At 64.6% G+C, this 26341-nt stretch carries 20 protein-coding genes; 17 read left to right on the top strand and 3 right to left on the bottom strand.

From position 1 onward, the window contains the following. Positions 1-88 precede the first annotated feature (88 nt). The 13 genes from ACUYMZ_RS14755 to ACUYMZ_RS14695 all read left to right on the top strand — a co-directional run bounded on the left by ACUYMZ_RS14755 (position 89) and on the right by ACUYMZ_RS14695 (position 20951). Entirely contained in the window at positions 89-478 is a 390-nt protein-coding gene (locus tag ACUYMZ_RS14755) for a hypothetical protein (protein WP_481604110.1), read from the top strand. Beyond that, positions 397-1530: a flavin-containing monooxygenase gene (locus ACUYMZ_RS14750; protein WP_481604108.1), complete on the top strand. Its 1134-nt coding sequence runs from the start codon at positions 397-399 to the stop codon at positions 1528-1530. The genes ACUYMZ_RS14755 and ACUYMZ_RS14750 overlap by 82 nt, the downstream gene beginning before the upstream one ends. 316 nt (positions 1531-1846) lie before the next feature. Next, entirely contained in the window at positions 1847-3907 is a 2061-nt protein-coding gene (locus ACUYMZ_RS14745) for an acyltransferase family protein (protein WP_481605904.1), read from the top strand. Beyond that, positions 3904-5937, top strand: a complete 2034-nt coding sequence (locus tag ACUYMZ_RS14740; RefSeq protein ID WP_481604106.1) for an acyltransferase family protein — start codon at positions 3904-3906, stop codon at positions 5935-5937. The genes ACUYMZ_RS14745 and ACUYMZ_RS14740 overlap by 4 nt, the downstream gene beginning before the upstream one ends. Before the next feature lie 222 nt (positions 5938-6159). Next, a complete protein-coding gene (gene guaB / locus ACUYMZ_RS14735) occupies positions 6160-7671 on the top strand; it encodes an IMP dehydrogenase (RefSeq protein WP_426003556.1) in 1512 nt (503 codons plus the stop codon). A gap of 114 nt (positions 7672-7785) precedes the next feature. Next, positions 7786-9663 (top strand): ABC transporter ATP-binding protein, encoded by a 1878-nt coding sequence (locus ACUYMZ_RS14730; protein ID WP_426003555.1) that lies wholly within the window; start codon positions 7786-7788, stop codon positions 9661-9663. A gap of 51 nt (positions 9664-9714) precedes the next feature. Next, on the top strand, positions 9715-10851 hold the full coding sequence (locus ACUYMZ_RS14725) for a GuaB3 family IMP dehydrogenase-related protein (protein ID WP_442423043.1): 1137 nt from the start codon (positions 9715-9717) through the stop codon (positions 10849-10851). A 290-nt stretch (positions 10852-11141) separates the two neighbouring features. Further along, a complete protein-coding gene (locus ACUYMZ_RS14720) occupies positions 11142-12896 on the top strand; it encodes a glycerol-3-phosphate dehydrogenase/oxidase (protein ID WP_481604103.1) in 1755 nt (584 codons plus the stop codon). Positions 12897-12966: 70 nt separating this feature from the next. Next, complete coding sequence (locus tag ACUYMZ_RS14715; protein WP_426003551.1) at positions 12967-13455, top strand: PTS sugar transporter subunit IIA; 489 nt, start codon at positions 12967-12969, stop codon at positions 13453-13455. 70 nt (positions 13456-13525) lie between these two features. Next, entirely contained in the window at positions 13526-14374 is an 849-nt protein-coding gene (locus ACUYMZ_RS14710) for an SURF1 family protein (RefSeq protein WP_426003550.1), read from the top strand. Beyond that, positions 14371-14871 (top strand): DUF3817 domain-containing protein, encoded by a 501-nt coding sequence (locus ACUYMZ_RS14705; RefSeq protein ID WP_426003549.1) that lies wholly within the window; start codon positions 14371-14373, stop codon positions 14869-14871. Before ACUYMZ_RS14710 ends, ACUYMZ_RS14705 begins: the two co-directional genes overlap by 4 nt. Positions 14872-14992: 121 nt before the next feature. Further along, positions 14993-16582 carry a glutamine-hydrolyzing GMP synthase gene (gene guaA / locus ACUYMZ_RS14700; RefSeq protein ID WP_426003548.1) on the top strand — a complete coding sequence of 530 codons (1590 nt, stop codon included), beginning with the start codon at positions 14993-14995 and terminating at the stop codon, positions 16580-16582. Between the two features lie 127 nt (positions 16583-16709). Beyond that, a complete protein-coding gene (locus ACUYMZ_RS14695) occupies positions 16710-20951 on the top strand; it encodes an AAA family ATPase (RefSeq protein WP_481604100.1) in 4242 nt (1413 codons plus the stop codon). A gap of 22 nt (positions 20952-20973) precedes the next feature. On the opposite strand, the gene cpaB is transcribed toward ACUYMZ_RS14695, so the two are convergent. The 3 genes from cpaB to ACUYMZ_RS14680 all read right to left on the bottom strand — a co-directional run bounded on the left by cpaB (position 20974) and on the right by ACUYMZ_RS14680 (position 22816). Then, positions 20974-21726 carry a Flp pilus assembly protein CpaB gene (cpaB, locus tag ACUYMZ_RS14690; protein ID WP_481604098.1) on the bottom strand — a complete coding sequence of 251 codons (753 nt, stop codon included), beginning with the start codon at positions 21724-21726 and terminating at the stop codon, positions 20974-20976. Positions 21727-21792: 66 nt separating this feature from the next. Beyond that, positions 21793-22068, bottom strand: a complete 276-nt coding sequence (locus tag ACUYMZ_RS14685; RefSeq protein ID WP_426003543.1) for an FmdB family zinc ribbon protein — start codon at positions 22066-22068, stop codon at positions 21793-21795. Between the two features lie 133 nt (positions 22069-22201). After that, complete coding sequence (locus ACUYMZ_RS14680) at positions 22202-22816, bottom strand: 5-formyltetrahydrofolate cyclo-ligase (protein WP_481604095.1); 615 nt, start codon at positions 22814-22816, stop codon at positions 22202-22204. Positions 22817-22939: 123 nt separating this feature from the next. Here ACUYMZ_RS14680 and galU point away from each other — a divergent pair, with 123 nt between their 5' ends. The 4 genes from galU (at position 22940) to ACUYMZ_RS14660 (ending at position 26311) form a co-directional block, all read left to right on the top strand. Then, entirely contained in the window at positions 22940-23845 is a 906-nt protein-coding gene (gene galU / locus ACUYMZ_RS14675; protein WP_426003540.1) for a UTP--glucose-1-phosphate uridylyltransferase GalU, read from the top strand. A 6-nt stretch (positions 23846-23851) separates the two neighbouring features. Continuing rightward, positions 23852-24478 carry a GNAT family N-acetyltransferase gene (locus tag ACUYMZ_RS14670; protein ID WP_426003539.1) on the top strand — a complete coding sequence of 209 codons (627 nt, stop codon included), beginning with the start codon at positions 23852-23854 and terminating at the stop codon, positions 24476-24478. A gap of 131 nt (positions 24479-24609) precedes the next feature. After that, entirely contained in the window at positions 24610-25509 is a 900-nt protein-coding gene (locus ACUYMZ_RS14665) for a hypothetical protein (protein WP_481605902.1), read from the top strand. Between the two features lies 1 nt (position 25510). Further along, on the top strand, positions 25511-26311 hold the full coding sequence (locus ACUYMZ_RS14660) for an SDR family oxidoreductase (RefSeq protein ID WP_481604093.1): 801 nt from the start codon (positions 25511-25513) through the stop codon (positions 26309-26311). Positions 26312-26341 lie beyond the last annotated feature (30 nt).

The following is a 26341-nucleotide window of genomic DNA, read 5'->3' as shown; positions in this document are numbered from 1 at the left end:
GCTATGGGCATAAGTACCCATGCCCTGACGGGAAGGATGGGTCATGCTCCCGAGGCGGTGTCCCGGGCTGGAACCATAGCGTGGCTGTATGAACATTCCACTGCTGGCCGTGACCGTCTCCACGGTGCTCTTCGCAGCCAGCATGCTCCCCATGCTGGCCAAGGCCGTCCGTACCAAGGACCTGGCCTCCTACAGCCTGGGCAATATTGCCCTGACCAACGTCGCGAACGCCGTTCACTCTCTGTACGTCTTCGATCTGCCGGCTGGACCGGTATGGCTGTTGCACTCCTTCTATGTGGTTGCTTCGGCGCTGATGCTGGCCTGGTGCTTGCGGTACCGGAAATCAACACGTGAAGCGAAAGGGACCGGACGATGGAACCGGAAAATAGCAAAGCTGTGGAAACGATCATCGTGGGAGGCGGGCAGTCAGGGCTTGCGCTGGGCTACTGGCTGGCGCGGTCAGGCCACGACTTCCTGATCCTTGACGAGCACGCCAGGAGCGGTGACGCCTGGCGGCAGAGGTGGGATTCCTTGCGCCTCTTTACCCCGGCCAAGTATGACGGCCTGCCCGGAGCACCCTTCCCCGGAGACAGGGTGGCCTTCCCTTCCAAGGACGAGCTGGCGGACTACCTCGAAAAGTACGCCCGGACCTTCAATCTTCCCGTTGAGCACCGCACCCGGGTAGAGGGGATTGAAAAGATGGAAAACCCTGCGGGGACCGGGCCGCACGGGTCCCGTTTCACGGTGCGCTCGGGTAGCCGTACGTGGCATGCCCGGAACGTGGTGATTGCCACCGGCGGGTACGGGATCCCCCGGCGTCCGGAGTTCGCGGACGCCCTCCACCCGGGAATCCACCACTTCCATTCGGTCGATTACAGGAACCCCGCGCAACTCCAGCCGGGTGGGGTGCTGGTGGTGGGGCTCGGAAATTCCGGGGCGGAAATTGCCCTGGAGGCAAGCCGTACGCACCCCACGTCGGTGGCAGGGAAGCCCGGCGGTGAGATTCCGGTGCGCCACGGACGGTTCGCTGCCCGCACCGTGCTGCCTGTCATACGGTTCCTGGGGATGTACGTCCTGACCGTGGATAATCCCGTTGGCAGGAAGGCCGCTGCAGCCTTCCATTCCATGGCCACGCCCTTGATCCGGACCCGAACCAAGGAACTCCGCGCAGCCGGCGTCAACGTCTTGCCCCGTGTAGCGGGGACACACCATGGGCGGCCGTTGCTGGCGGACGGGCGCGTCCTGGACATCGCCAACGTCATCTGGTGCACCGGCTACCGGGAGGACTACTCATGGGTCAAGCTGCCCCGGGGCGTGCAGCTTGAAGGCCTGATCGGTCGACGGGGAGTGGTGGACCCGGTCCCGGGTCTTTACGTCCTCGGCCGGGAGTTCCAGTTTGCTGCTGCGTCAGCCACACTGCCCGGCATCGGGCGGGACGCCCGGTACACGGCGGAGCATCTCTTGAGGGCCCAACACGATTCCTCCCGCAGTGTGATGCCTCACACCGAGTCCTTGGGGGCGGCTGGCTGAACGGGCCGCTCCCGGAGCGGGCCCAGGTACTCCAGGCAGCCCATCGGAGCGCCGACGGCGGTTGCGCGCTTAATCGCCCTGTGGCCTGCAGGGACGTAACGTGGCGACGCACATCCGAACAGGGGAGGGGACGTCCCGCGACAGGCGCCCGGCCACAGCCCGCACACAGGTCAGGGCAGGGAAATTCACAACCCGGTATGGGCTGATTGAACCCTGGACAGCGGCGAAAACGGTACTTTTGACTGGGTCGCATGCTCGAAACCGCATATGATGGATGCTTTGTAATGAGCCTTATGAGGAACCGCCTAACGTGACTATGCCAACGATCCCCACGCCCGCCCGGCCAACCAGGCGGGCTTCAGGACCCGTTGCCAAGTCAAAGTTCCGCCCCGAAATCCAGGGTTTACGGTCGCTTGCCGTGCTCATGGTGGTCACTTACCACGTCTGGATCGGGCGGGTGTCCGGGGGCGTGGACGTTTTCCTCCTGATTTCCGCATTCCTCATGACCCTGCAGTTCACGGGACGCTATAAGCAACGGCGCTCCATGGACCTGCTGCGGCACTGGCTGCATCTGTTCAGGCGCTTGCTGCCAGGGGTGGTAGTGGTCCTTCTCGGGACCATGGCGGCAACTTTTGCCTTCCTTCCTCCCACGCGGTGGGTGGAAGTGGTCCACCAGGCCTGGGCATCCCTGTTCTACTTTGAAAACTGGCTCCTCCAGACGCTGGCGGTCAATTACTACGCCACGGACCACAGCCTTGCCAGCCCCCTCCAGCACTTCTGGTCGTTGTCCATCCAGGGCCAGGTGTTCATCCTTTGGCCTGTGATCTTTGCCGTCATGGCAGTGGTCTGCCGGAAATTCGATCTCCGGTACCGGGCGTCCCTTGCCTACGTCTTCGCCCTGATTTTTGTGGCGTCGCTGGCGTACTCCGTCATTTTCACGGCAACCAACCAGGCTGTGGCGTACTTCGATACATTTGCCCGGCTCTGGGAATTCGCGTTGGGCTCCTTGGTGGCCCTGATCCTCCCTGCGCTGAACTTCTCCAGGCCCGTTCGCGTGGTGATGGGCTGGGTGGGCGTCGTGGCCATGCTGAGCTGCGGCATCCTCCTCCAGGTCCAGACCGCCTTTCCGGGATTCGTTGCACTGTGGCCGACCCTCGCGGCCGTTGCCGTCATCGCCGCCGGGCAGACCGGCAGCCGCTTCGGCGTGGACCGCATCCTGAGCTCCCGGTTCCTGGTCCGCCTGGGTGACAACTCCTACGCGCTCTATCTCTGGCACTGGCCGATCCTGGTCATTGCCCTGGCCTGGAGCGGCAAGGACCACGCCGGTTGGTTGTCCGGAACAGTGATCATTGCACTGTCCCTGGTTCTGGCCTTCCTGACCACCAAGTATGTGGAGAAGCCGTTCCGCGAGTGGGCGTGGCCTGAAGTGAAGCGCCGCCGTGCCGCCGTCGCCATTGCCGTATGCCTGGCCGTGGCGTGCACACCCCTCCTTGGCTTCCAGTACAAGCAGTATCTGGACCAGAAAGCGGCCGCTACCCAGGCTTTCAACGACAACCCCGGCGCCCACGCCCTCCTGCCCGGGTACGTGGATCTTGTCAGCGCTGACGCCAAGACCCTGCCCACGGCCGAACAGCTCCCCGAAGACTGGGCCCGGCTTTCGGGCCCGTGCGAGGGAGGCGCCAGGCCCGACGAGAAGATCCTGCAGGAGAATTGCCAGCAGAACAGCGTTCCGGACGAAGAATCGGTCAAGGACATCGTGGTGCTGGGCGACTCCCACTCACAGCAGTGGCTCGCCGCGCTGGGACCCCTCGCCGAGGCCCAGCGCTGGAAAGTGACCGCCCTCCTTTTGGGGGGATGCCATTTCATGCCGGACAACGCCGACGCCGACGAGGGCTGCAACGATTTCAATGCGGAGGCCGCCAAGTATGTTTCCGCCCAGAGCCCGGATGCCGTGTTCATGGTCGGCACCCAGGCATCGCCGTCGTCGCCCGATGAGCAGCTGGTCTACGGCTTCGAACAAACCGTGACCAACTTCAATGACCTCGGCATCCAGATGGTGGCCATCCGGGACAATCCGCGGTATGACTACAACGTCACCGAATGCGCCTTGGCCAAGGGCGTGGACAGCGCCGACTGCAAGTCGGACCAGCAGGATGTGCTGGCAGCAGAAAGCCCGTTCGCAGCGGTGCAGGGCATGTTCGGGAACGCAGCATTCCTGGACATGACGGACCTGCTCTGCAACGGCGTCCAGTGCCCCAGCGTCGTGGGCAACATGTTCGTCTACCTGGACGACAACCACCTGTCCCGGACTTACGTCACCAGCATGGGGGACATGTTTGCCGAGAGGTGGTTTGCCGCGACGGGGTGGGCCCGATGAAGCCCGCACGCAGTTTCCGTCCCGAGGTGCAGGGCCTGCGGGCCCTGGCAGTGCTCATGGTGGCGGCCTACCACATCTGGCTCGGCCGGGTTTCCGGGGGAGTGGATGTCTTCCTGCTGATCTCGGCCTTCCTGCTGACGCTCTCCTTCACGCGGAAGCTCGAAGACGGCAAACCGCTCAAACTGTTGCGGCACTGGCTGCACGTTTTCAAGCGGCTGCTGCCCGCCGTCGTCGTGGTCCTCCTGGCGGTCCTGACCGCCACGCGGGCCTTCATCCCGCAGAGCCGGTGGCCCGACGTTCTGGCCGAGGCGTGGGCGTCGCTGTTCTACCGGCAGAACTGGCAGTTGGCGGAGTCGGCCGTGGATTACTACGCGCAGGACCATTCGGGGGCCAGCCCCTTGCAGCACTTCTGGTCGCTGTCCGTCCAAGGGCAGGTGTTCATCCTGTGGCCGTTGGTGTTCGCCGCGGTGGCAGCGCTCCAGCCGTTGCTGCGGCGGTGGTTCCCCCGCAGCCGGGCTGTCAGCCACCGTGCGATGCTCACAGCGGTTTTCGCGCTGGTTTTTGTGGTCTCCCTGGCCTATTCGATTGAACAAACGGCCAGCAACCAGGAGTTCGCCTACTTCGACACCCGCACGCGGCTGTGGGAGTTTGCGCTCGGTTCCCTCCTGGCGCTGGTGCTGCCCTACCTCAGGCCGGGCCGTATCCTCCGCGTCGTCCTCGGCTGGACAGGCATTGCCGCCATGCTCGCCTGCGGACTGCTGCTCACCGTGGACCGCTCGTTCCCTGGCTTCGTGGCGCTGTGGCCAACCCTTGCCGCCGCGGCTGTGATCGTCGCCGGACAGAGCGGCAGCAGGTTCGGCGTCGACCGCCTGTTGGGCTCCAGGCCGCTGGTTGCCGTGGGAAACAACTCCTACGCGCTCTACCTGTGGCACTGGCCTGTCCTGGTGTTCTTCCTCCTGGTGACGGAGACCAGTGCTCCGAACCTCCTCCAGGGCCTCGGCATCATGGCGGTGTCCCTGGCGCTGGCCGTCGCCACTACCCGCTTCGTCGAGCAGCCGCTGCGCCGCTGGGAGTGGCCGGACGTCCGGTCCTGGCGTGCCGCCGTCGTGATTGCTTCCTGCGGCGCGCTGCTGGCTCTGCCGGTCACCGCCTGGCAGGGCGCCATTGCGGCCGAAGGTGCGGCGATTGCCGAACAGCCGCGGGAGCTGACCCCGGGTGCTGCAGCGTTGGCACCGGAATACGCGGGCCAGCCCACCCCGGAAGCCATGATCATTCCCGCGCCCGCTGCGATGAACGATGAGTGGGCTGACATCGACGGCCTGTGTACCGGCGACAACGTACCGACCGATCCTTTGCTGCAGGGCTGCCTGCAGAACGAGGAGCCTGAGACGGTCACCAAGGAGATCGTGGTCCTGGGGGATTCGCACGCCCAGCAGTACATGGCGGCCCTGGGGCCGATTGCCAAGGCACACGGCTGGGAAGTGGTGACCCTGCTCAAGGGCAGCTGCCGCTTTGGTGCGGAGTCTGCCGAACGCAATGACGAATGCAACGAATTCAACAAGGCAAGTGCCGCGTACGTCATGGAGCATAAACCCGATGCCGTCTTTACGGTCGCGTCCCTGACGCATGTTTCGGCGCCCTTTGAGACCGAGGTTCCCGGCTACCTGGAAGGCATCAAACCCTTCACGGACGCCGGAATCGACGTGGTAGGCATCCGGGACAACCCCCGCTTCACCATCAACATGCCTGAATGCGTCCAGAAGAAGGGCGCCGAATCGCCCGACTGCAACGCCCCGCTGGAAGAATCCCTCGCGGCTTCATCACCGCTTGACGATTACGTGGGCAAGGTTGACCGCCTGCACCTGATGGACATGAGCGACTTTATCTGCGGGCAGGGAACCTGCCCCGCAGTAGTGGGCAACGTCTATGTCTACAAGGACGACAACCACCTCACCAAGACGTACGTGCAGAGCATGATTCCCATGTTTGAGGAGCGGCTGCTGGCAGCCACCGGCTGGGCCGGCCGCTAGGAGGCGGCACCTTCCGGACGGGCGGCCCGGGTACGTGAGGTACGACGGCGGCCTGCCGCCAGTGCTGTTGCTCACACTCAGGGGGCGCGGAATATGGCGACGGGCGTGAAGGTTCTAGTATTTATCCAACACCTGCACAGGCCAGTCCCGTAATGACGGGCTGGTCATCAGTTGCAACCCCTACCAGCTACAGCCCGCAAAACCCAGGTAAGAGGCGCACTCATGACCCAGCCCGAACACGATCCCTTTGGCTTCGTAGGCCTGACCTACGACGACGTCCTGCTGCTTCCCGGCCACACGGACGTTATTCCGTCGGAAGCCGACACTTCTTCCCGCATCTCCAAGCGCATCACGGTCCAGACCCCGCTGCTGTCCGCGGCCATGGATACCGTCACCGAGTCCCGCATGGCCATCGCCATGGCACGACAGGGTGGCTTGGGCGTGGTGCACCGCAACCTTTCCATTGACGACCAGGCCGAGCACGTGGACCGCGTCAAGCGCAGCGAATCGGGCATGATCACCAACCCGCTGACGATCAACCCGGAAGCCACGCTGCAGGAACTCGACGAGCTGTGTTCCCGCTACCGCGTATCCGGGCTTCCTGTGGTGGATCCCGATGGCCGCCTGCTGGGTATCGTCACCAACCGCGACACCCGCTTCATTCCGGAGTCGGAGTTCCCAACCCGCCGGGTCAGCGATGCCATGACCAAAATGCCGCTGGTTACCGGCCACGTGGGCATCAGCCGCGAAGAAGCCTCGCACAAGCTGGCCACCAACAAGATCGAGAAGCTCCCGCTGGTGGATGACCAGGGCCGCCTCAAGGGCCTGATCACCACCAAGGACTTCACCAAGGCTGAGCAGTACCCGCTGGCCACCAAGGACGAGGAAGGCCGCCTGCGCGTCGGTGCTGCCATCGGCTTCTTCGGTGACGGCTGGGAACGCGCCATGAAGCTGATCGACGCCGGCGTGGATGCCCTGTTCGTCGACACCGCCAACGGCCACTCGCAGGGTGTGCTGGACATGATCTCCCGCCTTAAGTCCGATCCCGTGGCTGCCCACGTGGACATCATCGGCGGCCAGGCCGCCACCCGCGAGGGTGCACAGGCGTTGATCGACGCCGGCGCCGACGGCATCAAGGTGGGCGTCGGACCTGGTTCCATCTGCACCACCCGCGTGGTGGCCGGTGTGGGCGTTCCGCAGATCACGGCCATCTACGAATCCGCCAAGGCTGCCATTCCGGCCGGCGTCCCGCTGATCGCCGACGGCGGCCTGCAGTACTCGGGCGACATCGGCAAGGCGCTGGTGGCAGGCGCGGATACCGTGATGCTTGGCTCCCTGCTGGCAGGTTGCGAAGAATCCCCGGGCGACCTGATCTTCGTCAACGGCAAACAGTTCAAGAGCTACCGCGGCATGGGATCCCTGGGCGCCATGCAGTCCCGTGGCAAGAACACGTCCTATTCCAAGGACCGTTACTTCCAGGCCGACGTGTCCGGTGATGACAAGCTCATCCCCGAGGGCATCGAAGGCCGGGTGGCCTACCGCGGCCCGCTGGCCTCCGTGGCCTACCAGCTGGTGGGCGGCCTCCGCCAGACCATGTTCTACACGGGCGCACCCACCATCGGTGAGCTCAAGGCACGCGGCAAGTTCGTCCGCATCACCCCGGCCGGGCTCAAGGAATCGCATCCGCACGACATCCAGATGACGGTCGAAGCGCCCAACTACAACTCGCGCTGACGTTTTCCGGCAGACGGTCCGTGGCATGTCCACGGGCCGTCTGCTTTTTTCTGCGCCCCGCACTCCTCAACCTGCGCAGGCCATAATGTCGGTGCCGGGGAATAGGCTGGGGACATGTCCGAAAAGCCAGCCCAGCCGCGGCATCCCGAGTCAGCCCGGGTGACCAAGGCACCGCCCCGCAAGCTGGCGCTCCGCCCGTATGCACGCGCCGTCGGGCAGGTCCTCAAGGTGAGTTTCAAGGCCTCGCCCGCGGCAGTCATCATGAAGGTGGCCGGTTCCCTGATTTCGGCCACCCTTCCGCTGGTGACCACCTACTTTGCGGCCCTGACCACCACGGAACTTGCCGCCGGCTACGCGGGAGACCCAGGGGCCGGTCCCCGCGCCATCCTGTACGTGGTCATCACGGCCGCTTTAGGGCTCTTTTGGGGTGGGTTTACCAGCGTGGACCGCTACATCCAGCAGCTCATGAGCTTCAAAGTCGGCGCGATCGTGGGCGACATGATGTACCAGAGGTTCCTGGCCCTGGAGTTCTGGCGCTATGACGACAAGGAAACGGTGGACCTCTACGACCGCGCCAAGCGGTTTTCCGACTCCTACGCCCGGGTCCTGGACCGGATCGCCGCCATCTTCACGCAACTCGTCTCGGTCGTCCTCGCCGTGGGTGCACTGCTGTTGGTCAGCTGGTGGATCGCGGTCATTGTGCTCATTGCGATTGTCCCCAGCGTCTACCTGCAGTTCAAGCTTTCCAGGGAACAGATCGCCCACTGGAACACGCAGGTGGATTCGCGCCGCCAACGGCGGATGATCGAGCAGAACCTCCTCCGCCCCCAACACATCGCCGAGATGCGCCTCTACGGAATCGTCGGCTACCTCATGGACCTGCGCTCCCGGCTCCGGGATGCCGATGAACGGCGGCGGCTTGACTTCCAAAAGCGCTACATTCCCAAGCAACTCGCAGCAGACGCCCTGCAATACGGCGCCGAGGTAGTGTCGCTGATCTGGGTCGTGGGCCAGATCATCGCGCGGGCCCAGCCCGTAGGCCAGTTCCTATATGTCCAGCAGATCGTCAGCAGGGCGTTGTCCACCGCCAACAACCTCGTGTCCTCCCTAAGCTCCATTGACGAGGACCTCGCCAACCTCAAGGACTATGAGCTGTTCATGGCGCTTCCGGTGCCCACAGGCCATGAACCGCCCCTGGCCAAGGCTCCCTCAACGGTTGAACTGCGGAACATCCGCTTCAGCTACACCGGCAGCGACATCGAGGTCATCAAGGGCATCTCGATGACCATCACCGCGGGACAACACATCGCGATCGTGGGCGAGAACGGGGCCGGCAAATCCACGTTGATCCGCATCCTCGCCGGTCTGTACCGGCCGGATTCGGGCCAGGTGTTGCTGGACGGCGCAGACCTCGCAGGGATCGATGTCACCAGCTGGCACCGGCACCTCGCTGTGCTGAGCCAGGAATTCCTCAAGTACGAGTTCGCCACAGCCGCGGAGAACATCTACCTGGGTGACGTGGCCCAGGAGCGGGACGACGCCCGGGTCCGGCGCGCAGCGGCCGATGCCGAGGCCATGGAGTTCATCAACAAGCTGCCCAACGGCTTGGAAAACCATGTCAGCAACTGGATGGAAGACCCGCGCGGCCGGAAGGGAAGCGGGCTGTCCGGAGGCCAATGGCAGCGGCTGGCCATGGCCCGGAACTTCTACCGCGATGCTTCGTTCATGGTCATGGACGAGCCCACCTCGGCCATCGACGCCCTGGCCGAGCACCGCATCTTCACCCGTCTCTTCGCTGACCGGAGCAGCACGATCATCGCCATCAGCCACCGCCTGGCAACCATCGAGAAAGCGGACATCATCTACATGCTGGAGGATGGGCGGATCGCCGAGCAGGGCACCCACAAGGAGCTGGTCGCACTCCGGGGCCGTTATTACCGGATGTTCGAATCCCAGCTGGGCGCGGAGGAGACCTCGCGGAACGCCCCGTAGCACGGCCGGGGACAGACCGGGAGGGTGGTGCCGGTGGGATAAACTCAAGCAGTGACTTACGAGATTGAGATTGGCCGTGGCAAGCGTGGGCGTCGTGCCTACTCCCTGGATGACATCGCGATCGTTCCGAATCGCCGGACGCGTGACCCGAAGGACGTCTCTGTCTCTTGGCAGATCGACGCGTACAAGTTCGATATGCCTGTCATTGCGGCTCCCATGGACTCGGTGATGTCTCCGGATACCGCGATTGCCCTGGGCCGCTTGGGCGGTCTTGGCGTGCTTGATCTCGAGGGCCTCTGGACCCGGTACGAGAACCCGCAAAAGGTCCTGGACGAGATCGCCGGACTGGCAGACGAAACCAGCAGTCCCGCCGTCACCCGCCGGATGCAGGACCTGTACCAGGCACCCGTCCAGCCCGAACTCATCAGCTCCCGCCTGGCCGAGATCCGCGCCGCAGGCGTGACCGTGGCAGGTTCCCTTACCCCGCAGCGCACCCAGGAACACTACAAGACCGTGGTGGCTGCCGGCGTCGATATCTTTGTCATCCGCGGCACAACAGTCTCCGCCGAGCACGTCTCCAAGAACCACGAGCCACTCAACCTCAAGCAGTTCATCTACGAGCTCGATGTTCCCGTCATCGTCGGTGGCGCGGCCGGATACACCCCCGCCCTGCACCTGATGCGGACCGGCGCGGCCGGCGTCCTGGTCGGCTTCGGCGGCGGCGCCACGACCACCACCCGCCGCGCCCTGGGCATCCACTCGCCCATGGCATCCGCTATCTCGGATGTCGCCGCCGCGCGCCGCGACTACATGGATGAATCCGGCGGACGCTACGTCCATGTCATTGCCGACGGCGGCATGGGCAGCTCGGGCGACATCGTCAAAGCGATCGCCATGGGTGCAGACGCCGTCATGCTCGGCAGTGCCCTGGCCCGGGCAGAAGAAGCTCCCGGCCGTGGCTGGCACTGGGGTCCCGAGGCGCACCACCTCGAGTCACCCCGCGGCGACCGCGTCAACGTGGGCACCGTTGGGCCACTGGAGGAGGTCCTTCATGGCCCGGGCCACCACACCGACGGAACGTCCAACCTCATCGGCGCCCTCCGCCGTTCGATGGCCACTACCGGCTACTCGGACCTCAAGGAGTTCCAGCGCGTGGATGTCGTGGTTTCGCCCTACGAAGGCAACTGAATCCTTGGCCTAAGACGCCCCTGCTGTCCCGGATCTTTTCCGGTCCGGCAGGGGCGTTTTCCACTTGCCCGGGAAGTTCTCCCCATCGCTACGCATCGGGACGGATCCTCAACTGCGCGGATACCTGGAGTACTTGGCCCTGACGTGGAGGACAGCAAGGGCGGCAAGGCGTTCGGTCCTCTCTGACGATCCGCGGATCTGTGGGGCTGGGGGGGAACGGGCACTGCCGCGGGCGGCGACCAGCCAGTAGGGTAGTGGACTACCAGCTGTTGCGTTTGAGGAGGAGTCCGATGAGCAATATCGCAGGCGGTTCCCAGGTGAATCCTGCGGGAGCCCTAAGCCCCGAGTCCCGTGCCGCATCCATTGAGGCGCTGAAAGCCACTGCCCAGGCAGGCAAGGAACTGGACATCCTGATTGTCGGTGGGGGCGTCGTAGGCGCCGGTGCCGCTCTTGATGCCGTGACCCGCGGCTTGACGGTGGGCATCGTCGAGGCCCGCGACTGGGCGTCGGGGACATCGTCGCGATCCTCCAAACTCATCCACGGTGGCCTGCGCTACCTGGAGATGCTGGACTTCGGCCTCGTCCAGGAAGCGCTGCAGGAACGCGGACTCCTGATCCAGACCATCGCACCGCATCTGGTCAGGCCCGTGCCGTTCCTGTACCCGCTGACCCGCAGGATCTGGGAACGGCCCTACGTAGGCGCCGGCATCATGCTGTACGACACGCTGGGCATCACGTCCGGGCACAGCCGGGGCGTGCCCATGCACAAACACCTCTTCAAACGCGGAACCCTGCGCGCCGCACCTAGCCTGAAGGACGATGCGTTCGTCGGCTCCATCCGGTACTACGACGCCCAGGTGGATGACGCCAGGTTGGTGGTCAACGTCGTCAGGACAGCCGCCCACTACGGCGCCCATGCGGCAAACCGCGTGCGGGTTGTCGATTTCCTCCGCGAGGGTGAGCGTGTGGTGGGGGCCAAGCTGGAAAACCAGGAGGACGGCAACGTCTTTGAGGTCCGCGCCAAGCAGGTGGTCAACGCCACGGGCGTCTGGACCGATGAAACCCAGGCCATGGTGACGGACCGCGGACAGCTCAAAGTCCGGGCGTCAAAAGGCATCCACCTGGTAGTGCCCCGGGACCGTTTCCAGTCCACGGTCGGGCTGATCCTCCGCACGGAGAAGTCTGTGCTGTTCGTCATTCCGTGGGGCCGGCACTGGATCATCGGAACCACGGATACCGACTGGAAGCTGGACAAGGCCCACCCTGCGGCGTCCAGCAAGGACATCGACTACGTCCTTGAACACGTCAACCGGGTCCTCAAGCGCCCCCTGACCCGTGAGGACGTGGAAGGCGTCTACGCCGGACTCCGCCCCCTCCTGGCCGGGGACAATGACTCCACGGCCAAACTGTCCCGGGAGCACGTGGTGGCTCACCCCGTGCCTGGGCTGGTAGTGGTGGCCGGCGGGAAGTACACCACGTACCGGGTGATGGCCAAGGACGCTGTGGATGAGGCTACCCGCGCCATGGACGAGCGGGTGCCGCCCAGCTGCACCGAAACCATTCCGCTGCTCGGGGCCGAGGGTTTCAAGGCGGCCTGGAACCGTCGAGCCCGGTCGGCGGAGGAGGCCAGGGTCCACGTGGCGAGGGTGGAGCATCTGCTCAACCGCTTCGGATCCATGGCCTCGGAAGTCCTGGACCTCATCAAAGAACGCCCTGAGCTCGCCGAACCCCTGCCCGGTGCGGACGACTACCTGGCAGCCGAGGTGGTTTATGCCACCACACACGAGGGCGCACGCCACGTCCATGACGTACTGACCCGGCGTACCCGGATTTCCATCGAGGCATGGGACCGGGGTGTGTCGGCCGTGCCCGTAGTAGCTAAGCTGATGGGTGGGATCCTTGGCTGGAGCGAGACCCAAAGGGAAAGCGAAGTACGGCACTACCTGGCGAGGGTGGAAGCTGAACGGCTAAGCCAGCAACAGCCCGACGACGAGTCGGCAGACGCCGCGCGCATGGGAGTAGATGACATCATGCCCCTTCGCTGAGCTTCACGAGGCCTTCTTCGCAAGCACTACAGGAACCGTGCGCCGGAAGGCCGCACTGGAGGGACAACACGTGGCTGAACCACTTGACCGGTATGACGCGGAACTGACCACGCCGGACATGGTCATTCTGGAACTCGAGGCCGGGGACAAGATCGACGCTGCGGCGCAACTGGCCGGACGGCTCCACGCCGCGGGGCGTATCTCCAACCTGGAGGGCTTCCTGGAACAGGTCCACTCACGCGAGCACCAATTGGCCACCGGCCTGCCCGGTGGGATTGGCCTGCCCCATGCGCGCAGTGAATACGTGGACCGGATTTCGATCGCCGTGGGAGTGACCAAGTTCGGCCATGCCCTGGACTTCGGAGCCAGCGACGGACCGGCCACGGTCATCCTGCTCATCGCAACCCCGGCTAGTTCCTTTTCGGACCACCTGGAAGTCCTTGCGACCCTGGCCCGGTCGCTGTCCAAGGAGTCGTTCAGGGAATCTCTGCGCCGTGCCCACGACCCGGAAGTCATCTCGGAGCTCATCAACTCCAGCCTGGTTTTCTTCGACCACTGATTGCCCGCCGGTGGCCGGCAATCCGGCCCCCGGTTCGTTGTTCTACAGCCGGACGAAGTACGGTTAACAGGTGCTGAAAACCGCGTTGAAACCCCGCTGGATCGCAGGACTTGTCTTTGCGCTGGTCCTGTCCGGGGTGTTTGTGCTGCTCAGCCAGTGGCAACTCAGCCGGTCCACCCAGCATGAGCCTCCCGCGCCCTCCAGCCTCGAAGAAGTCAAGCCGCTGGTGGACGTACTCCAGCCCGGCCAGTTCTTTCCCGGGTCTGTTTCGGACCAGATGGTCAGCGCGACCGGCAGTTATGACCCGGCCAAGCAGGTCCTCGTCGAAGGCCGCCTGCACGACGGCCACAAGGGCTACTGGATCGTTTCCGCCTTTGCGGTCGAGAACGCGCCCACCATCACCGGTGCTGCAGCGTCGCCGCAAACCTGGATCCCCGTGGCACGGGGCTGGGTCGCCGAACCCGCCCAAGCCGGCCCGCCGCCGTCGGGCACCCTTACGGTGACCGGTCGACTGCTGCCGTCCGAAGCGCCCCTGCCCAACGTCGACGCCGGTGAAGGCCGCGCGTCGGCCGTGGCCGTTGCCGAACTGATCAACAAGTGGGAAGTTTCCAGCTACCCCGGCTTCATCGCCGCGACCTCCGAAGCGGCCGGCGGCGCCACTGTACCGCTCGACGACGCGGTGAAGCCCCTCAATGTCCCCGCCCAACCGCCCGCGCAGCAAATCAACTGGTTGAACCTCTTCTACTCGGTGGAGTGGGTTGTCTTTGCAGGCTTCGCGCTCTACATCTGGTGGCGGATGGTGGCCGACGACCACCGCCGGGACCTCGAAGAGGATGACGACGAGTACGACGACGACGTCCACCCTGACACTCCTGAAAACCCAGCAAGCCCTGAGCCAGAACAAAAGGTGCAGCAATGATTGAGCCCAAACCGGCCATCCAGCCCGAACAGTCCGGACCCAAGCCAAAGAAGCGCAGGTTCGGGGGGACCGAAGCCCAGATCCGTTCGGCGTTGAAGTTCTACAAGGTCATGGCCTACCTGACCGGTGCCATGCTCCTGCTCCTGTGCGCTGAACTTATTGCCCGCTACGGCTTTGGTGTTTCCCTGTTTGCAGGGGGAACCAACGCTGCCACCGGCCAGCCGTTCGGTTTCGGGTTCGCCTCTTCCGAGCCCAAGGGCGTGATTGGCGGATTCAACATCTCCACCACCGTGCTGATCGTGCATGGCTGGATGTACGTGGTGTACCTGGTCTCCAACTTCCGCCTGTGGTCCCTGATGCGCTGGCCCTTCTCCAAGCTCGTCCTGCTGGCCCTGGGCGGTGTTGTTCCGCTCCTGTCCTTCATTGTGGAGAAGAAATTCCACGCACAGGTTGAGGCGGAACTGGCGGCCAACCCCCAGGCATCCAAGCGCTACTGACACCTGACCGGCCGGCCCAGGAGTCCATTGGATGTGAGATGCCTAACGGCGGGCCCCGAAATGGCCATGGACCGCCTCCGCCAACGTGCACCGGGGTGGTCCGGCCAAGTAGTCTTGTCTGGTGACTACTCCCACCGCACCCCAAACTTCCCAGAAGCCGGTGCTGGTTGTTGACTACGGTGCCCAGTACGCGCAGCTGATTGCACGCCGCGTCCGCGAAGCCAATGTGTATTCGGAAATTGTTCCGCACACCTTCACCACCGAGCAGCTTCTGGCCAAGAACCCGGCAGCCATCATCCTTTCCGGCGGACCCTCCAGCGTTTACGCTGACGGTGCCCCGAACGTCGGAGCGGATCTCTTCGAAGCCGGTGTGCCGGTGTTCGGCATCTGCTACGGCTTCCAGGCCATGGCCAATGCTCTGGGCGGCAAGGTAGCCCGGACCGGCCTGCGGGAGTACGGGGCAACCGAAGCACTCCTGGTAGGCGACGCCCGCTCCATCCTGGATGGCGTCCCCGCCACCCAGAACACGTGGATGAGCCACGGCGACTCCGTGCACGAGGCACCTGAAGGCTTCGAAGTACTGGCCACCACGGCAGGTGCGCCGGTCGCAGCTTTCGCCAACGAAGAAAAGCGCCTTTACGGTGTGCAGTGGCACCCCGAGGTCAAGCACTCCGTCCTCGGGCAGCACGTGCTGGAAAACTTCCTGTTCAAGGGTGCGGGCCTGAGCCCCAACTGGACCACGGGCAACATCCTCGAAGAGCAGGTGGAACGCATCCGCCAGCAGATCGGCGATTCCCGGGTCATCTGCGGCCTCTCGGGCGGCGTTGATTCGGCCGTGGCAGCTGCACTGGTGCAGCGGGCCGTGGGCGACCAGCTGACCTGTGTCTTCGTGGATCACGGGCTCCTCCGTGAAGGTGAAGCAGAGCAGGTGGAACGGGACTTCGTAGCCGCCACCGGCGTGAACCTGTACGTCGCGAACGAGCAGGAGCGCTTCCTTTCCGCCTTGGCCGGTGTCTCCGACCCCGAGACCAAGCGCAAGATCATTGGACGCGAATTCATCCGTGCCTTCGAGGAAGCCGAACGGGCCATCATCGCCCAGGCAGCGGCCGAAGGGGAGAAGATCAAGTTCCTGGTCCAGGGAACCCTTTACCCGGACGTCGTCGAGTCAGGCGGTGGCGAAGGCGCAGCCAACATCAAGAGCCACCACAACGTCGGCGGTCTTCCCGAGGACCTGCAGTTCGAACTCGTCGAGCCGCTCCGAGCGTTGTTCAAGGATGAGGTCCGCGCAGTGGGCGCGCAGCTTGGCCTGCCGCAGGAGATCGTGGGCCGCCAGCCGTTCCCTGGCCCTGGCCTGGGTATCCGCATCGTCGGCGAAGTCACCAAGGACCGCCTGGACCTGCTCCGCAAGGCCGACGCCATTGCCCGTGCTGAACTCACCGCCGCCGGCCTGGACAACGATGTGTGGCAGATGCCCGTGGTCCTGCTCGCGGATGTGCGCAGCGTTGGTGTCCAAGGTGATGGCCGCACCTACGGCCACCCGATAGTCCTGCGTCCGGTGTCTTCCGAGGACGCCATGACGGCGGACTGGTCACGTTTGCCGTATGACCTCCTGGCCCGGATTTCCAACCGGATCACCAACGAGGTGGACGGTGTGAACCGCGTGGTGCTGGACGTCACCAGCAAGCCGCCGGGAACCATCGAGTGGGAATAGCAGTGTGAGTGGCCGGTCTCCTTCGGGAGGCCGGCCACTGTGCGTTTGACCGGAAATGGCGGCTAATTTCGCCTCGGCGCAGTGTTGCGGAGCGGGGAGCACGGGTATTCCAGCTACCCTCGAAAGTATGCCGGTATGGTCCAAGGCGTCTAAAGCTAGTACAGAAAAGAAGGCAGCAGTTGTGTCAGTAGGTCAAAGCCAGGAAGAGGGCTCGGAAGAGCTGCGGAAATGGCTCGCCGGTCTCAAGCCCGTCACTGGTGCGGACACGATGCTGCGTTTCGTCAAGACGCCCGAAGGCGCCATTGATCTCAGCAATGCGCACCCGTCCGGGTTGGCGCAGTTGCTCGCGGGACGCAGGACGCGCCTGTCGACGCTCATCAGGGACCGCCAACAGTACCTCGTAGCTGCCCGTGCCGCCCGGAATATCCGTTCCAAGATTTTCGAGCTCAGCAATGACCGGGGCATCGATGCCGGTTATCTGACCGCTGGCACCGTAGTGTGGACGTCGGCTGTTGGCGGCAAGCCGCAGCGGGTTTCCGCCCCTGTGATGTTGACGTCCATTGCCTTGACTGTCCGCCCGGGTGAGGACGACTTTGAGCTGCAGCTCACCGAGCAGGCCCGGATCAACCCGGCCCTTGTACGGCACCTGAAGACGGTGCACGGGATCGTCTTCGACGTCAACGCAGTTGCCCGCATGGCCTACAACACGGCCCGCCTGGATCCCCAGCCCGTCCTCGACCGCCTTGCTACGCTCGTCCAGCCCATCCATGGCGCCGAGGTTGAGTTCAACCTGCTGGTTACCACGCTGGCAGACCTTTCCGGCAACCTCGATGATCCGTGGATCAACGCGAACAACAAGATTGTGTCCGCCTTGGCCACGGCGGCAACCGGCGGCGATATTGAGCCTGACTCCATCAAGGCCGGCCGCTTTCCCGGCCTGGACGAACGCGACCCCGCCGACGAACTCCTGCTGCTGGACGCCGACACCGACCAGCAGTATGTGGTGGATGCCGTGCGTGCCGGCGACTCGCTGGTTGTCAGCACCCCGCCGGGCAGCGGCCAGACCCAGACAGCCATCAATGCCATTGGCACGCTGGTGAACGAGGGCAAGTCTGTTTTGGTGGTGGGGGAGCGCCAATCAAGCCTGGCCGGGCTCTCAGCCCATCTGGAGACCCTCGGCCTTGACTCCATGCTCTTCCGCCCGGGGAACGGTACAACACCGCAGCAGCTGAAGGGCCAGTTGGTCCGCGCCATCATGCGCAATGAGAAAGCCCTCGAGCCGCAACTGGGTAATCTCCACCAAACACTCACCGGCCACCGCCATGCCCTGATGGACCATGTGGCGTCGCTGCACAACGTCCGCGAACGCTGGGGGTGCTCGCCCTACCAGGCCATGCAGTCGCTGGCGGAACTGACCTCCATCCATCCTGCGCCTGCCACCACCGTGCGCTTGAAGCGCAGTGTCCTGGACAACATCAAGGACCGCGAGGAATTGGCAGGCAGGCTCCGTCGCGCTGCCGAGCTGGGCAGTTTCAGCAGGGCATCCACGTCCAGTCCCTGGTACGGAGCCCGCTTGGTCAACCGCAAGGAGACCGAGGAAGCCCAGGAGCTGGCCCGGCTGGCTGAAAAGAAAGTCCCCGAACTCCGCGAGCGGATGAAGCAGTTGTCTGACCATGCGGAGATCCGTCTGGGCGGGACGTTCAGGGAGTGGGGTGCACAGCTTGAACTGCTGATCGCCGTGCGCGAAAGCCTGGACAAGTTCACTCCTGATATCTTCGATCGTCCCGTGCACGACCTCATTTCCGCGACGGCCAGTTCTGCGTGGCGGCGGGAGCGCAACTTGGAGATGCCGTCCATGCAGCGCTCCAGGCTTCGCCGCGTTGCCAAGGAATACGTGCGGCCCGGTGTTCACATTGCCGACCTCCACAGCTCGCTGGTGCTGGTCCAGGAACAGCGTGCCCTGTGGGCGGAGTACGCCACCACGCAGAGGCACCCGGCTGTTCCCTCCGGGCTGGCGGACCTGGGCGCCCTGTACCGGGAAATAGACGGCGAACTGCACCGGCTCGGCGAAGCCCTCAAACACACCGCTGCCGGTGGTGACCTGCACGCGACGCCGTATCAGGAATTGATGGAGCGGCTCGAGCGCCTTGTGGCAGACACCGCGACCCTTGAGACCCTTCCCGAGCGCACGCTCCTCATCGAGGAAATGCGGGAGCACGGACTCGGGGAGTTGCTGGCCGACCTTGCGGCGAGGGAAGTGCCAGCGGGATCCGTCGCGGCAGAACTCGACCTGGCGTGGTGGCAGTCGGCCCTGGAAGCCATGATCAGTGGCGATGACTACCTCGCCATGTCCGACGGCGACTCCCTGCGGCGACTGGAGGCTGAATTCCGCCTTGCCGACCAAGCACACATTGCCAGCGGTGCTGCGCGCCTGCGGTGGCAGCTGGCCGGCAAATGGCGCCAAGGGATCGTGCAGCACCCCCGCCAGGCGGAACTGCTCCGTGCCCTCCTCAAGGACGGGCGCGTCACGCTTCCGGCACTGAGTGCCCAGGCTCCTGACCTGGTTCCGCTGCTGGTGCCCGTATGGTCTGTCAGTCCTTATCTCCTTACCGGTGTGCTTCCGGCGGAGCAGAAGTTCGATGCCGTTGTCATCATTGACGCAGAATCGACATCCCTGCAGGCGGTGCTGCCGGCCATTGCACGGGCAAGCCAGGTGGTGGCGTTTGGCGACGCCAGGATCGCCAGTGCGCGGACGTTCAGCGTCGCAGTGGAGCCGCCCGTAGCAGGAGTGTCCGGTCACGAGACAGTGGACAGTGCCTTCAACGCCTTGGCCCGTGTCCTGCCTACTTGGCAGTTGAACTGGGTCTACCGGGCGGTGGATGAGGACCTCATCCTGCAGCTCAGCAAGAACTATTACGACGGCGGACTGCGCCGGTTGCCCGATGGCAGCTCCGTGACGGGGCTGGACCGCTCGATCCTGGTGGAGTACATTCCTGACGGCACCGGCTTGCCCGGCGCCGACCACGAGGGCGTGGAATCGGTCACCGCAGAAGTGAACCGCGTGGTGGACCTGGTCTTCGAACATGCGAGGCTGCGGCCCCGCACGTCCCTGGCCGTGGTCACTGCCAGCCTCCGCCATGCAGCGCGCATCGGGGAGGCCATCCGGCTTCAACTGCCCAACCATCCCACGCTGTCCGGATTCTTTGGAGCCGGCCCCGAGTCGTTCCGGGTAGTGGACCTGGAGCGCGCCCAGGGCCTGGTCCGGGACCACGTGATTTTCTCGCTCGGCTACGGCCGGACGCCCCACGGCCGGGCGCTGCATTCGTTCGGGCCATTGTCGGTGGAGGGGGGACGCAACCGCTTCGCGTTGGCTATGACCAGGGCCCGGCGCTCCATGCACGTGCTCAGCTGCTTCCGGCCCGAGGATCTTGACCTGGACCGTTTGTCCCACGGCGCAGTGGACTTCTACGAACTGCTTGACCGTGAGTTGTCCGGAAACAGCAACCTGGGAACCCCGGCGTCCCGCGCCGTAGCCAGCGAGCAGGCGTTGGGCGAGGATCCCCTGGTTGCTGACCTGGGAGAACGGCTCCGGGCGCGGGGAGCCCGCGTGTGGCACCTCTACGATGGCGTGCTGGACATTGCTGCCGCTGCAGACCCTGTCCATACCATTGGCCGGGAAGGCGCTGAGGTCCCCACTCCAGTGGCCATCGAATCCGACGGCACCGAACGGTATCGGCGGATGAGTGTCCGCGAACGCAGCAGGTTGCGTCCCCAGCTCCTGGAGCGCATGGGCTGGCGCTACATGTCCCTCTGGACCATTGAGGTCTTCACCGATCCGTCGTCCTGCGCGGACCGTATCGGCTCGTACCTTGGCCTTGAGAACCATGTGGCGCACCCGGGAGCGTCCAGCCACACTGGCTTCCTGGACATGGACGTTGAACAATTGGGCGTGGACGGCAGTTCGGCTTATGGCCGCAGTGCCGCTCCCACCCGCGGTCAGCAGGCTGCGGAGGACGTGTCGACGCCCCGGCCCGGCATCGGGGAAGACAGGAAAGAACCAAGCATGACCAATCAGGAAACCGGCGGCGAGGACGTAGCCCGGGCGGAACATGCCCAGGGTGACGGGCCTGCAGGGGAGCCGACGCACTGGGACAGTGAACCGGCGGAGCAGGCGGCGGATGCAGCAGCCGAGGTGGAGACCGGATCCGGAGCAGCTGAAGAGGCTATACCCGAAAAGTCGGCACGGGCATCCTCCGGGGGCATCCTTCCAAACAAGGCTTCCGAAGACGATCCCCGGCGCTGGAACGACGACGAAGGCTACGATCACGACCAGTGGCTGAAGGAGCAGAAGCCCCCTCATTGGGGCTGACCCTTCCCGGGAACGCCGCCCTTCATGACGGGTTCACCAGCACAAAGAAAAGCTTGCCTTGCGTAGACGCGCCGGCAAGCTTTTCTGCTTGCACCGGGTCCGCGGCGACAACAACCAAACCCTCGGTTTCGCTGGTCCCAAGCCACTGCCCGGACGTGCCTCCTTGGGCGGAAGTCCAGAGCACCGGGACGGACGCTGCCAGTATGCGGTTGTCCCTGGATTCGTCATACGATCCCGCAGCGGTGAGGACAACGTTGACCAGTTGGCCGGGGGAGAGCAGTTGGATGGATGAAGGATCCGCCATGCGGAGCGGTACGGCGGCCGTTCCCGGGGGCGCTCCTGTCAGGAGGCCGGGGCCCAGAAGGTTTGCTTCGGTGGGCAGTTGGCCCTTGGACAAGGGTGATGCCAGCTGGCGTCCGGCCACGGATGCGGGGTCCCGGAGCGTTCCGTCCAGGGCGAGGTCGGGCGGGACGCCGACAGAAGTGAAGTCTGCTTCCGTGAGGGTGGCTCCTGCCGGGAGGTCGCGGGCCGCTGCCAGAATGCTGACGCGCTGTTCCGATGCCGGGGTGAGCTGCTGGACGGCGATCCCGGTGGCCAGGCAGAGCAGCAGTGCAACAGTGAGGCGGCGGTTCCTTGCAACCAGGGATCCAAGTCTGAGCCGGCGGGCAGGGTTGCGACTGGTGTACCGGGAAGGCCGGGGGGAAGTAACGGAGGCTCCGCCGACGTACGGTGTTGGACGACGGACTATCAGGGATCCGGATGTTTTTGGTGGCATACAGCCACGTTAAACACCGGAACCGGCCGCTAAACAGCGGCCGGTTGCCTTATGTGGATAATGCGGTCAGCTTGCCGCTGCGGCGGGTGCCGGGGTGGCGGCAGGCGCCGGAGCAGCGGCCGGTGCTGCAGCTGATGGAGCGGCAGAGACCGTACTTCCCTTGGAGTCGCGTGAGTCGGTGCGGTAGAAGCCTGAACCCTTGAAGACAACGCCTACGCTGTTGAACTTCTTGCGCAGCGAGCCCTGGCATTCCGGGCACTCCGTCAGGGAGCTGTCAGAAAAGGACTGGACGATGTCGAACGCGTGGTCGCAGTCTTTGCAGGCGTACGCATATGTGGGCACTGAATTCCTCCTTCAGAACAAAGTACAGGTCCTGATGGATGCTCTGCGGAAAAACCCGCATTAGCAGTCACAGGGCCTGAGTGCCAATTCTAGCATCTGAAGGGGCGCAACCCGCCATGGAATGTGCAGGACCTCACACACCGCCGCCCAAGGCGCCCAAGGTGTGTATGCCGGACGGTGTCAGTGCTTCCGGGACCGGCTGGTCGAATTCTTCGGCGGGGATTGCACCGGAAGGCAACAGATCGTCGTCGTACACCACCGCAATGGTGGGCGGACGCCCGCCCGAAGCGTCGAATTCCTGCAGGAGGCGGTCGTAGTAGCCGCCACCCTGTCCAATGCGGTTTCCGTCCCTGTCCACCGCGGTGGCCGGCATGAAGATGCCGGCCACGCCCGCTGCCACGCTGCTGTCCAGGCGCTCGCCTTCGGGTTCGTCGATCGGTGCGAAGTCGGACCGCACGAAGGCGGTGTCCGGAGTCCAGTAGACCCAGCTCAGCCGCCGTCCCGCCTCGCAGACGGGCAGCAGCACCCGGTGGCCGGAGTCGTACAGGGAAGCAATGAGCGGCAGCGTTGGTGGCTCGTGGGCCACCCCGACATAGATGGCAAAAGAAGCCTCCGTGCCGTTGGACCTCTTCTCCGCCCACGCCATGCCATGCCGGGCTATCGAAGCGCCGGCGGCGGCCATCTGTTCCGGTGTGAGCGTGCGCCGGTGAAGCCGGCGGCTTCGACGGATGTCTTCCTTCGTTGCCATCTCAATCCCGTCCGGGCCCCGGTCAACGCAGCAACATCGGCGCTGATGGGGTCCCTGCATTTTGTTCGACCCGCTCGGCGGGGGGTTTACCCGTTGGTGTGCTCCTTCCGTTACATTAGTCCGGTGACTCTCGATAACAATGCTGTCCGTAAGGCCGTCATCCCTGCAGCGGGTCTTGGTACCAGGTTCCTGCCCGCAACAAAGGCGATGCCCAAGGAAATGCTGCCCGTGGTTGACAAGCCCGCCATCCAGTACGTCGTCGAGGAAGCGGTCAAGGTTGGCCTGCACGACGTCCTGATGATCACCGGTCGCAGCAAGCGCGCGCTGGAGGACCACTTCGACCGCGTGCCCGCGCTGGAAGCCACCCTCGCGGAGAAGGGGGATACGTCCAAGCTGGAGGCCATCCAGAAGGCAACCAACCTCGGCGATATCCACTACGTCCGCCAGGGCGACCCCAACGGCCTTGGCCACGCGGTGCTGCGTGCCAAGCAGCATGTGGGACGTGAACCGTTTGCGGTCCTGCTGGGTGACGACCTGATCGACCCCAAGGACGATCTGCTCAGCGACATGATCGCCGTCCAGCAGAAGACCGGCGGATCCGTAGTGGCCCTCATCGAGGTGGAGCCGTCCAAGATCAGCGCCTACGGTTGCGCCGATGTCGAGGAAAACGGCGAGGACGGCTACGTCCGCATCAAGCAGCTGGTGGAGAAGCCTTCCCCGGAAGAAGCCCCGTCCAACCTTGCCGTGATTGGCCGCTACGTCCTTCACCCGGCCGTGTTCGACGTCCTGGAAAAGACGGCGCCGGGCCGAGGGGGAGAGATCCAGCTGACGGACGCCCTTGAAGTCCTGGCAGCCGGTGAAGGCGAAGGCTACGGCGTGTACGGTGTCGTGTTCCGTGGGCGCCGCTTCGATACCGGAGACAAGCTCAGCTACCTCAAGGCCTGCATCGAGCTGGCGAGCGAACGTGAAGACCTCGGCCCTGAGCTCCGCGAGTGGCTGCCGACTTTCACGGCCGACCTGCCTAAGTAATTCAGGATGTACGGCTCTGCGATCTGGCCGGTAACGCTGGAAAGCGGAGACCTTGTACTTCGGCCGATCCGTTACCGCGACAAGCGGGAATGGACTGAAGTCCGTTCGCGGAACAGCGAATGGCTGGCTCCCTGGGAGGCGTCCAACCCTGCACCGGGTGGGCGCCTGCCCAGTTACCGGCAAATGGTTGCGTCCCTGAACGCCCAGGCCAGGCAGTCGACCGCGTTGCCCTTCCTCATTACAGAATGGACACCCGGGTTTCCTCAGCCACGCATCGTTGGGCAGCTCACGGTGTCCTCCATTTTGTGGGGTTCGGCCATGATGGCCACGCTCGGGTACTGGGTGGACAAGGAGCGGGCAGGGTTGGGTATTGCCCCCACCGCCGTGGCGCTGGCCACGGACCATTGCTTCCGGGCCCTTGGACTGCACCGCATGGAGATCAACATCCGACCGGAGAACGGTCCCAGCCTGCGGGTTGTGGAAAAGCTTGGCTTCCGGGACGAGGGTTATCGGGAGCGCTACCTTCACATCAACGGTGAGTGGGCGGACCACCGCTCTTTCGCCCTCACGGCGGAGGAAGTTCCGCATGGCCTCCTGGAGGGCTGGCTGAGGGGACGAACGGGCAGGTCATAGGCCCTTTGTGGTCATAACTCCAATCATTTGGGGACTCGCCCACGACACACCGCAGGCAATGCCGCTGCACCTGATGATTTGCTTCTACGGTTTTGAATGTGGACTTCCCTCTCAGCAGCTCAGTGATCCTTGTGGTCACTGTCGCGCTCTGGATGGTGTGGGTGGCTCCCTATGTTCTTCGGAGCAAGCGCCAGCAAGTCCAAACGGCTACCGGGCCGGCAGACCACTTCGACGACGAACCAGACGAAACGCAGGCAGGGGTGCTCCTCACGGTGGCGCCGCGGCAGGAGAAACCGATGGAGACCATGCACAGCAAAGCACCGGCGTCCACCTTCGAATCCCGCATGCCTGGACCCTCCGTGGTCACGCCCGCTCCTACCCCCTTCACCATCCGCTACGCCAGGCTGACCTTGGCCTTGTCCGGACTGGCCTTGCTGCTGACCTCGGTGGTGTCCGCCATCCTGCTCGTGTTCCGGGTCGGTTCCTTCTGGCTTCCGCTGGTGTCCCTCATTGGAGCAGCCGTGGCCGTGGTCACTTTGCGGCGGCTTGCGCTGCGCGACCTGCGCGAGCGGCGGGCACGCCGCGAGGCGCGGTTGGCGCCCATCCCTACGCCGGCCCGCTACCTGCCGAAGCAGCAGCCCGTCGAGGCGAAAGAAACCAGCGTCTTTGATGCCGAAGCAAGCAGCCATGAAGCCGCCCGCCTTTCTGCGGTGGAGCTCAGGCAGGCGGCTTTGGCTGTGGCCCTCGCTGCCGGTGATACTTCTGCCGAATCTCCACAGGATGCCAAGGGCAGCAGCTGGGAGCCTGTGGAGGTTCCCAAGCCGACCTACGTAGCTGCGCTCAAGGCCAACCGCCCTGCTCCCGAACCCCTCGACCTCCCTGAGGCTCCCAAGCCGGTCGGCAAACCCGTGCTCAAGCAGGGCATCGAGCAGGTCGAAGCCGCAGCCGCCGCACAGGCACGCGTGGCAGGGGCCAAGGGCCAAAGCGCCCTCAGCAACCTCGACGACGTCCTGCAGCGCCGCCGCGCCTAGCATGGCAAACCTCTGCGTCGCCGGGGGAACGGGCCAGGTAGGCCGTGACGTCGTCCGCCTGGCGCTCGACGCCGGCCACACCGTTAGCGTCCTCAGCCGCCACACGCCGCAGGCCGGTTCCGAAAAGCATCACGACGGCGCCACCTACTTTGCGGGTGACGTCACCACAGGCGCCGGTCTGGAAGCCGCAATGGCGGGTGCCGACGTCGTGATCGACTGCCTGGAGGGTCAGTTCGGCAAGGCCCGGAAGAGATTCGCCGACGGCGGGGTGCGGCTTCTGGAGGCAGCTGACCGGGCAGGCGTGCGCAAGGCCGTGGTGCTGTCGATCATCAACTGCGACCAGAGCACTGCGGCCTACTACGCTTCCAAATCTGCCAAGGAGCGCGTTTACCAGGAGTCGCCGCTGGAGACCGTAGCGGTCCGTGCGACCCAGTTCCACAGCCTGCCGGTGGCAGTGTTCCAAGCCGGTGCCGGAGTGGGGCTGATCCCGGTCTTCAAAGGTGCCCGTTTCCAGCCGATCTCGCCGTTGGATGCGGCGGCCGCTGTACTCGAGGCTGCCCTGGAACCCGGCTCTTCGGAGAACCACCGTATTCGCACTGTGGGTGGCCCGGAGGTGCTGGGCATGCGGGAGATGGCGGTGACCTGGAAATCCGTGACCGGTGCGCGGGGCAGGGTGGTGGAGCTGCCCTTGCCGGGCGCCATGGGCCGTTACCTCCGCGCCGGCCTCAACCTCGCACCCGGCCACGCGTGGGGCCGCGAGACGTTCGTGTCCTGGTTGGAAAAGCGGCGGGAAACTCTATAGCCTAGGGACACCGGCCACGGATCCAATGAG

Source organism: Arthrobacter sp. T572, assembly GCF_056780115.1.
This window is presented reverse-complemented; position numbering and strand designations above follow the sequence as displayed.

What these genes read in the sequence shown, in the direction of transcription:
- guaB (WP_426003556.1), top strand. Translation starts at nt 6,160, where the DNA reads ATGACCCAGCCCGAACACGATCCCTTTGGCTTCGTAGGCCTGACCTAC.
- ACUYMZ_RS14670 (WP_426003539.1), top strand. Translation starts at nt 23,852, where the DNA reads ATGTACGGCTCTGCGATCTGGCCGGTAACGCTGGAAAGCGGAGACCTT.
- ACUYMZ_RS14755 (WP_481604110.1), top strand. Translation starts at nt 89, where the DNA reads ATGAACATTCCACTGCTGGCCGTGACCGTCTCCACGGTGCTCTTCGCA.
- ACUYMZ_RS14680 (WP_481604095.1), bottom strand. Translation starts at nt 22,816, where the DNA reads ATGGCAACGAAGGAAGACATCCGTCGAAGCCGCCGGCTTCACCGGCGC.
- ACUYMZ_RS14660 (WP_481604093.1), top strand. Translation starts at nt 25,511, where the DNA reads ATGGCAAACCTCTGCGTCGCCGGGGGAACGGGCCAGGTAGGCCGTGAC.
- ACUYMZ_RS14730 (WP_426003555.1), top strand. Translation starts at nt 7,786, where the DNA reads ATGTCCGAAAAGCCAGCCCAGCCGCGGCATCCCGAGTCAGCCCGGGTG.
- ACUYMZ_RS14740 (WP_481604106.1), top strand. Translation starts at nt 3,904, where the DNA reads ATGAAGCCCGCACGCAGTTTCCGTCCCGAGGTGCAGGGCCTGCGGGCC.
- ACUYMZ_RS14720 (WP_481604103.1), top strand. Translation starts at nt 11,142, where the DNA reads ATGAGCAATATCGCAGGCGGTTCCCAGGTGAATCCTGCGGGAGCCCTA.
- ACUYMZ_RS14695 (WP_481604100.1), top strand. Translation starts at nt 16,710, where the DNA reads ATGCCGGTATGGTCCAAGGCGTCTAAAGCTAGTACAGAAAAGAAGGCA.
- cpaB (WP_481604098.1), bottom strand. Translation starts at nt 21,726, where the DNA reads ATGCCACCAAAAACATCCGGATCCCTGATAGTCCGTCGTCCAACACCG.
- ACUYMZ_RS14705 (WP_426003549.1), top strand. Translation starts at nt 14,371, where the DNA reads ATGATTGAGCCCAAACCGGCCATCCAGCCCGAACAGTCCGGACCCAAG.
- ACUYMZ_RS14745 (WP_481605904.1), top strand. Translation starts at nt 1,847, where the DNA reads ATGCCAACGATCCCCACGCCCGCCCGGCCAACCAGGCGGGCTTCAGGA.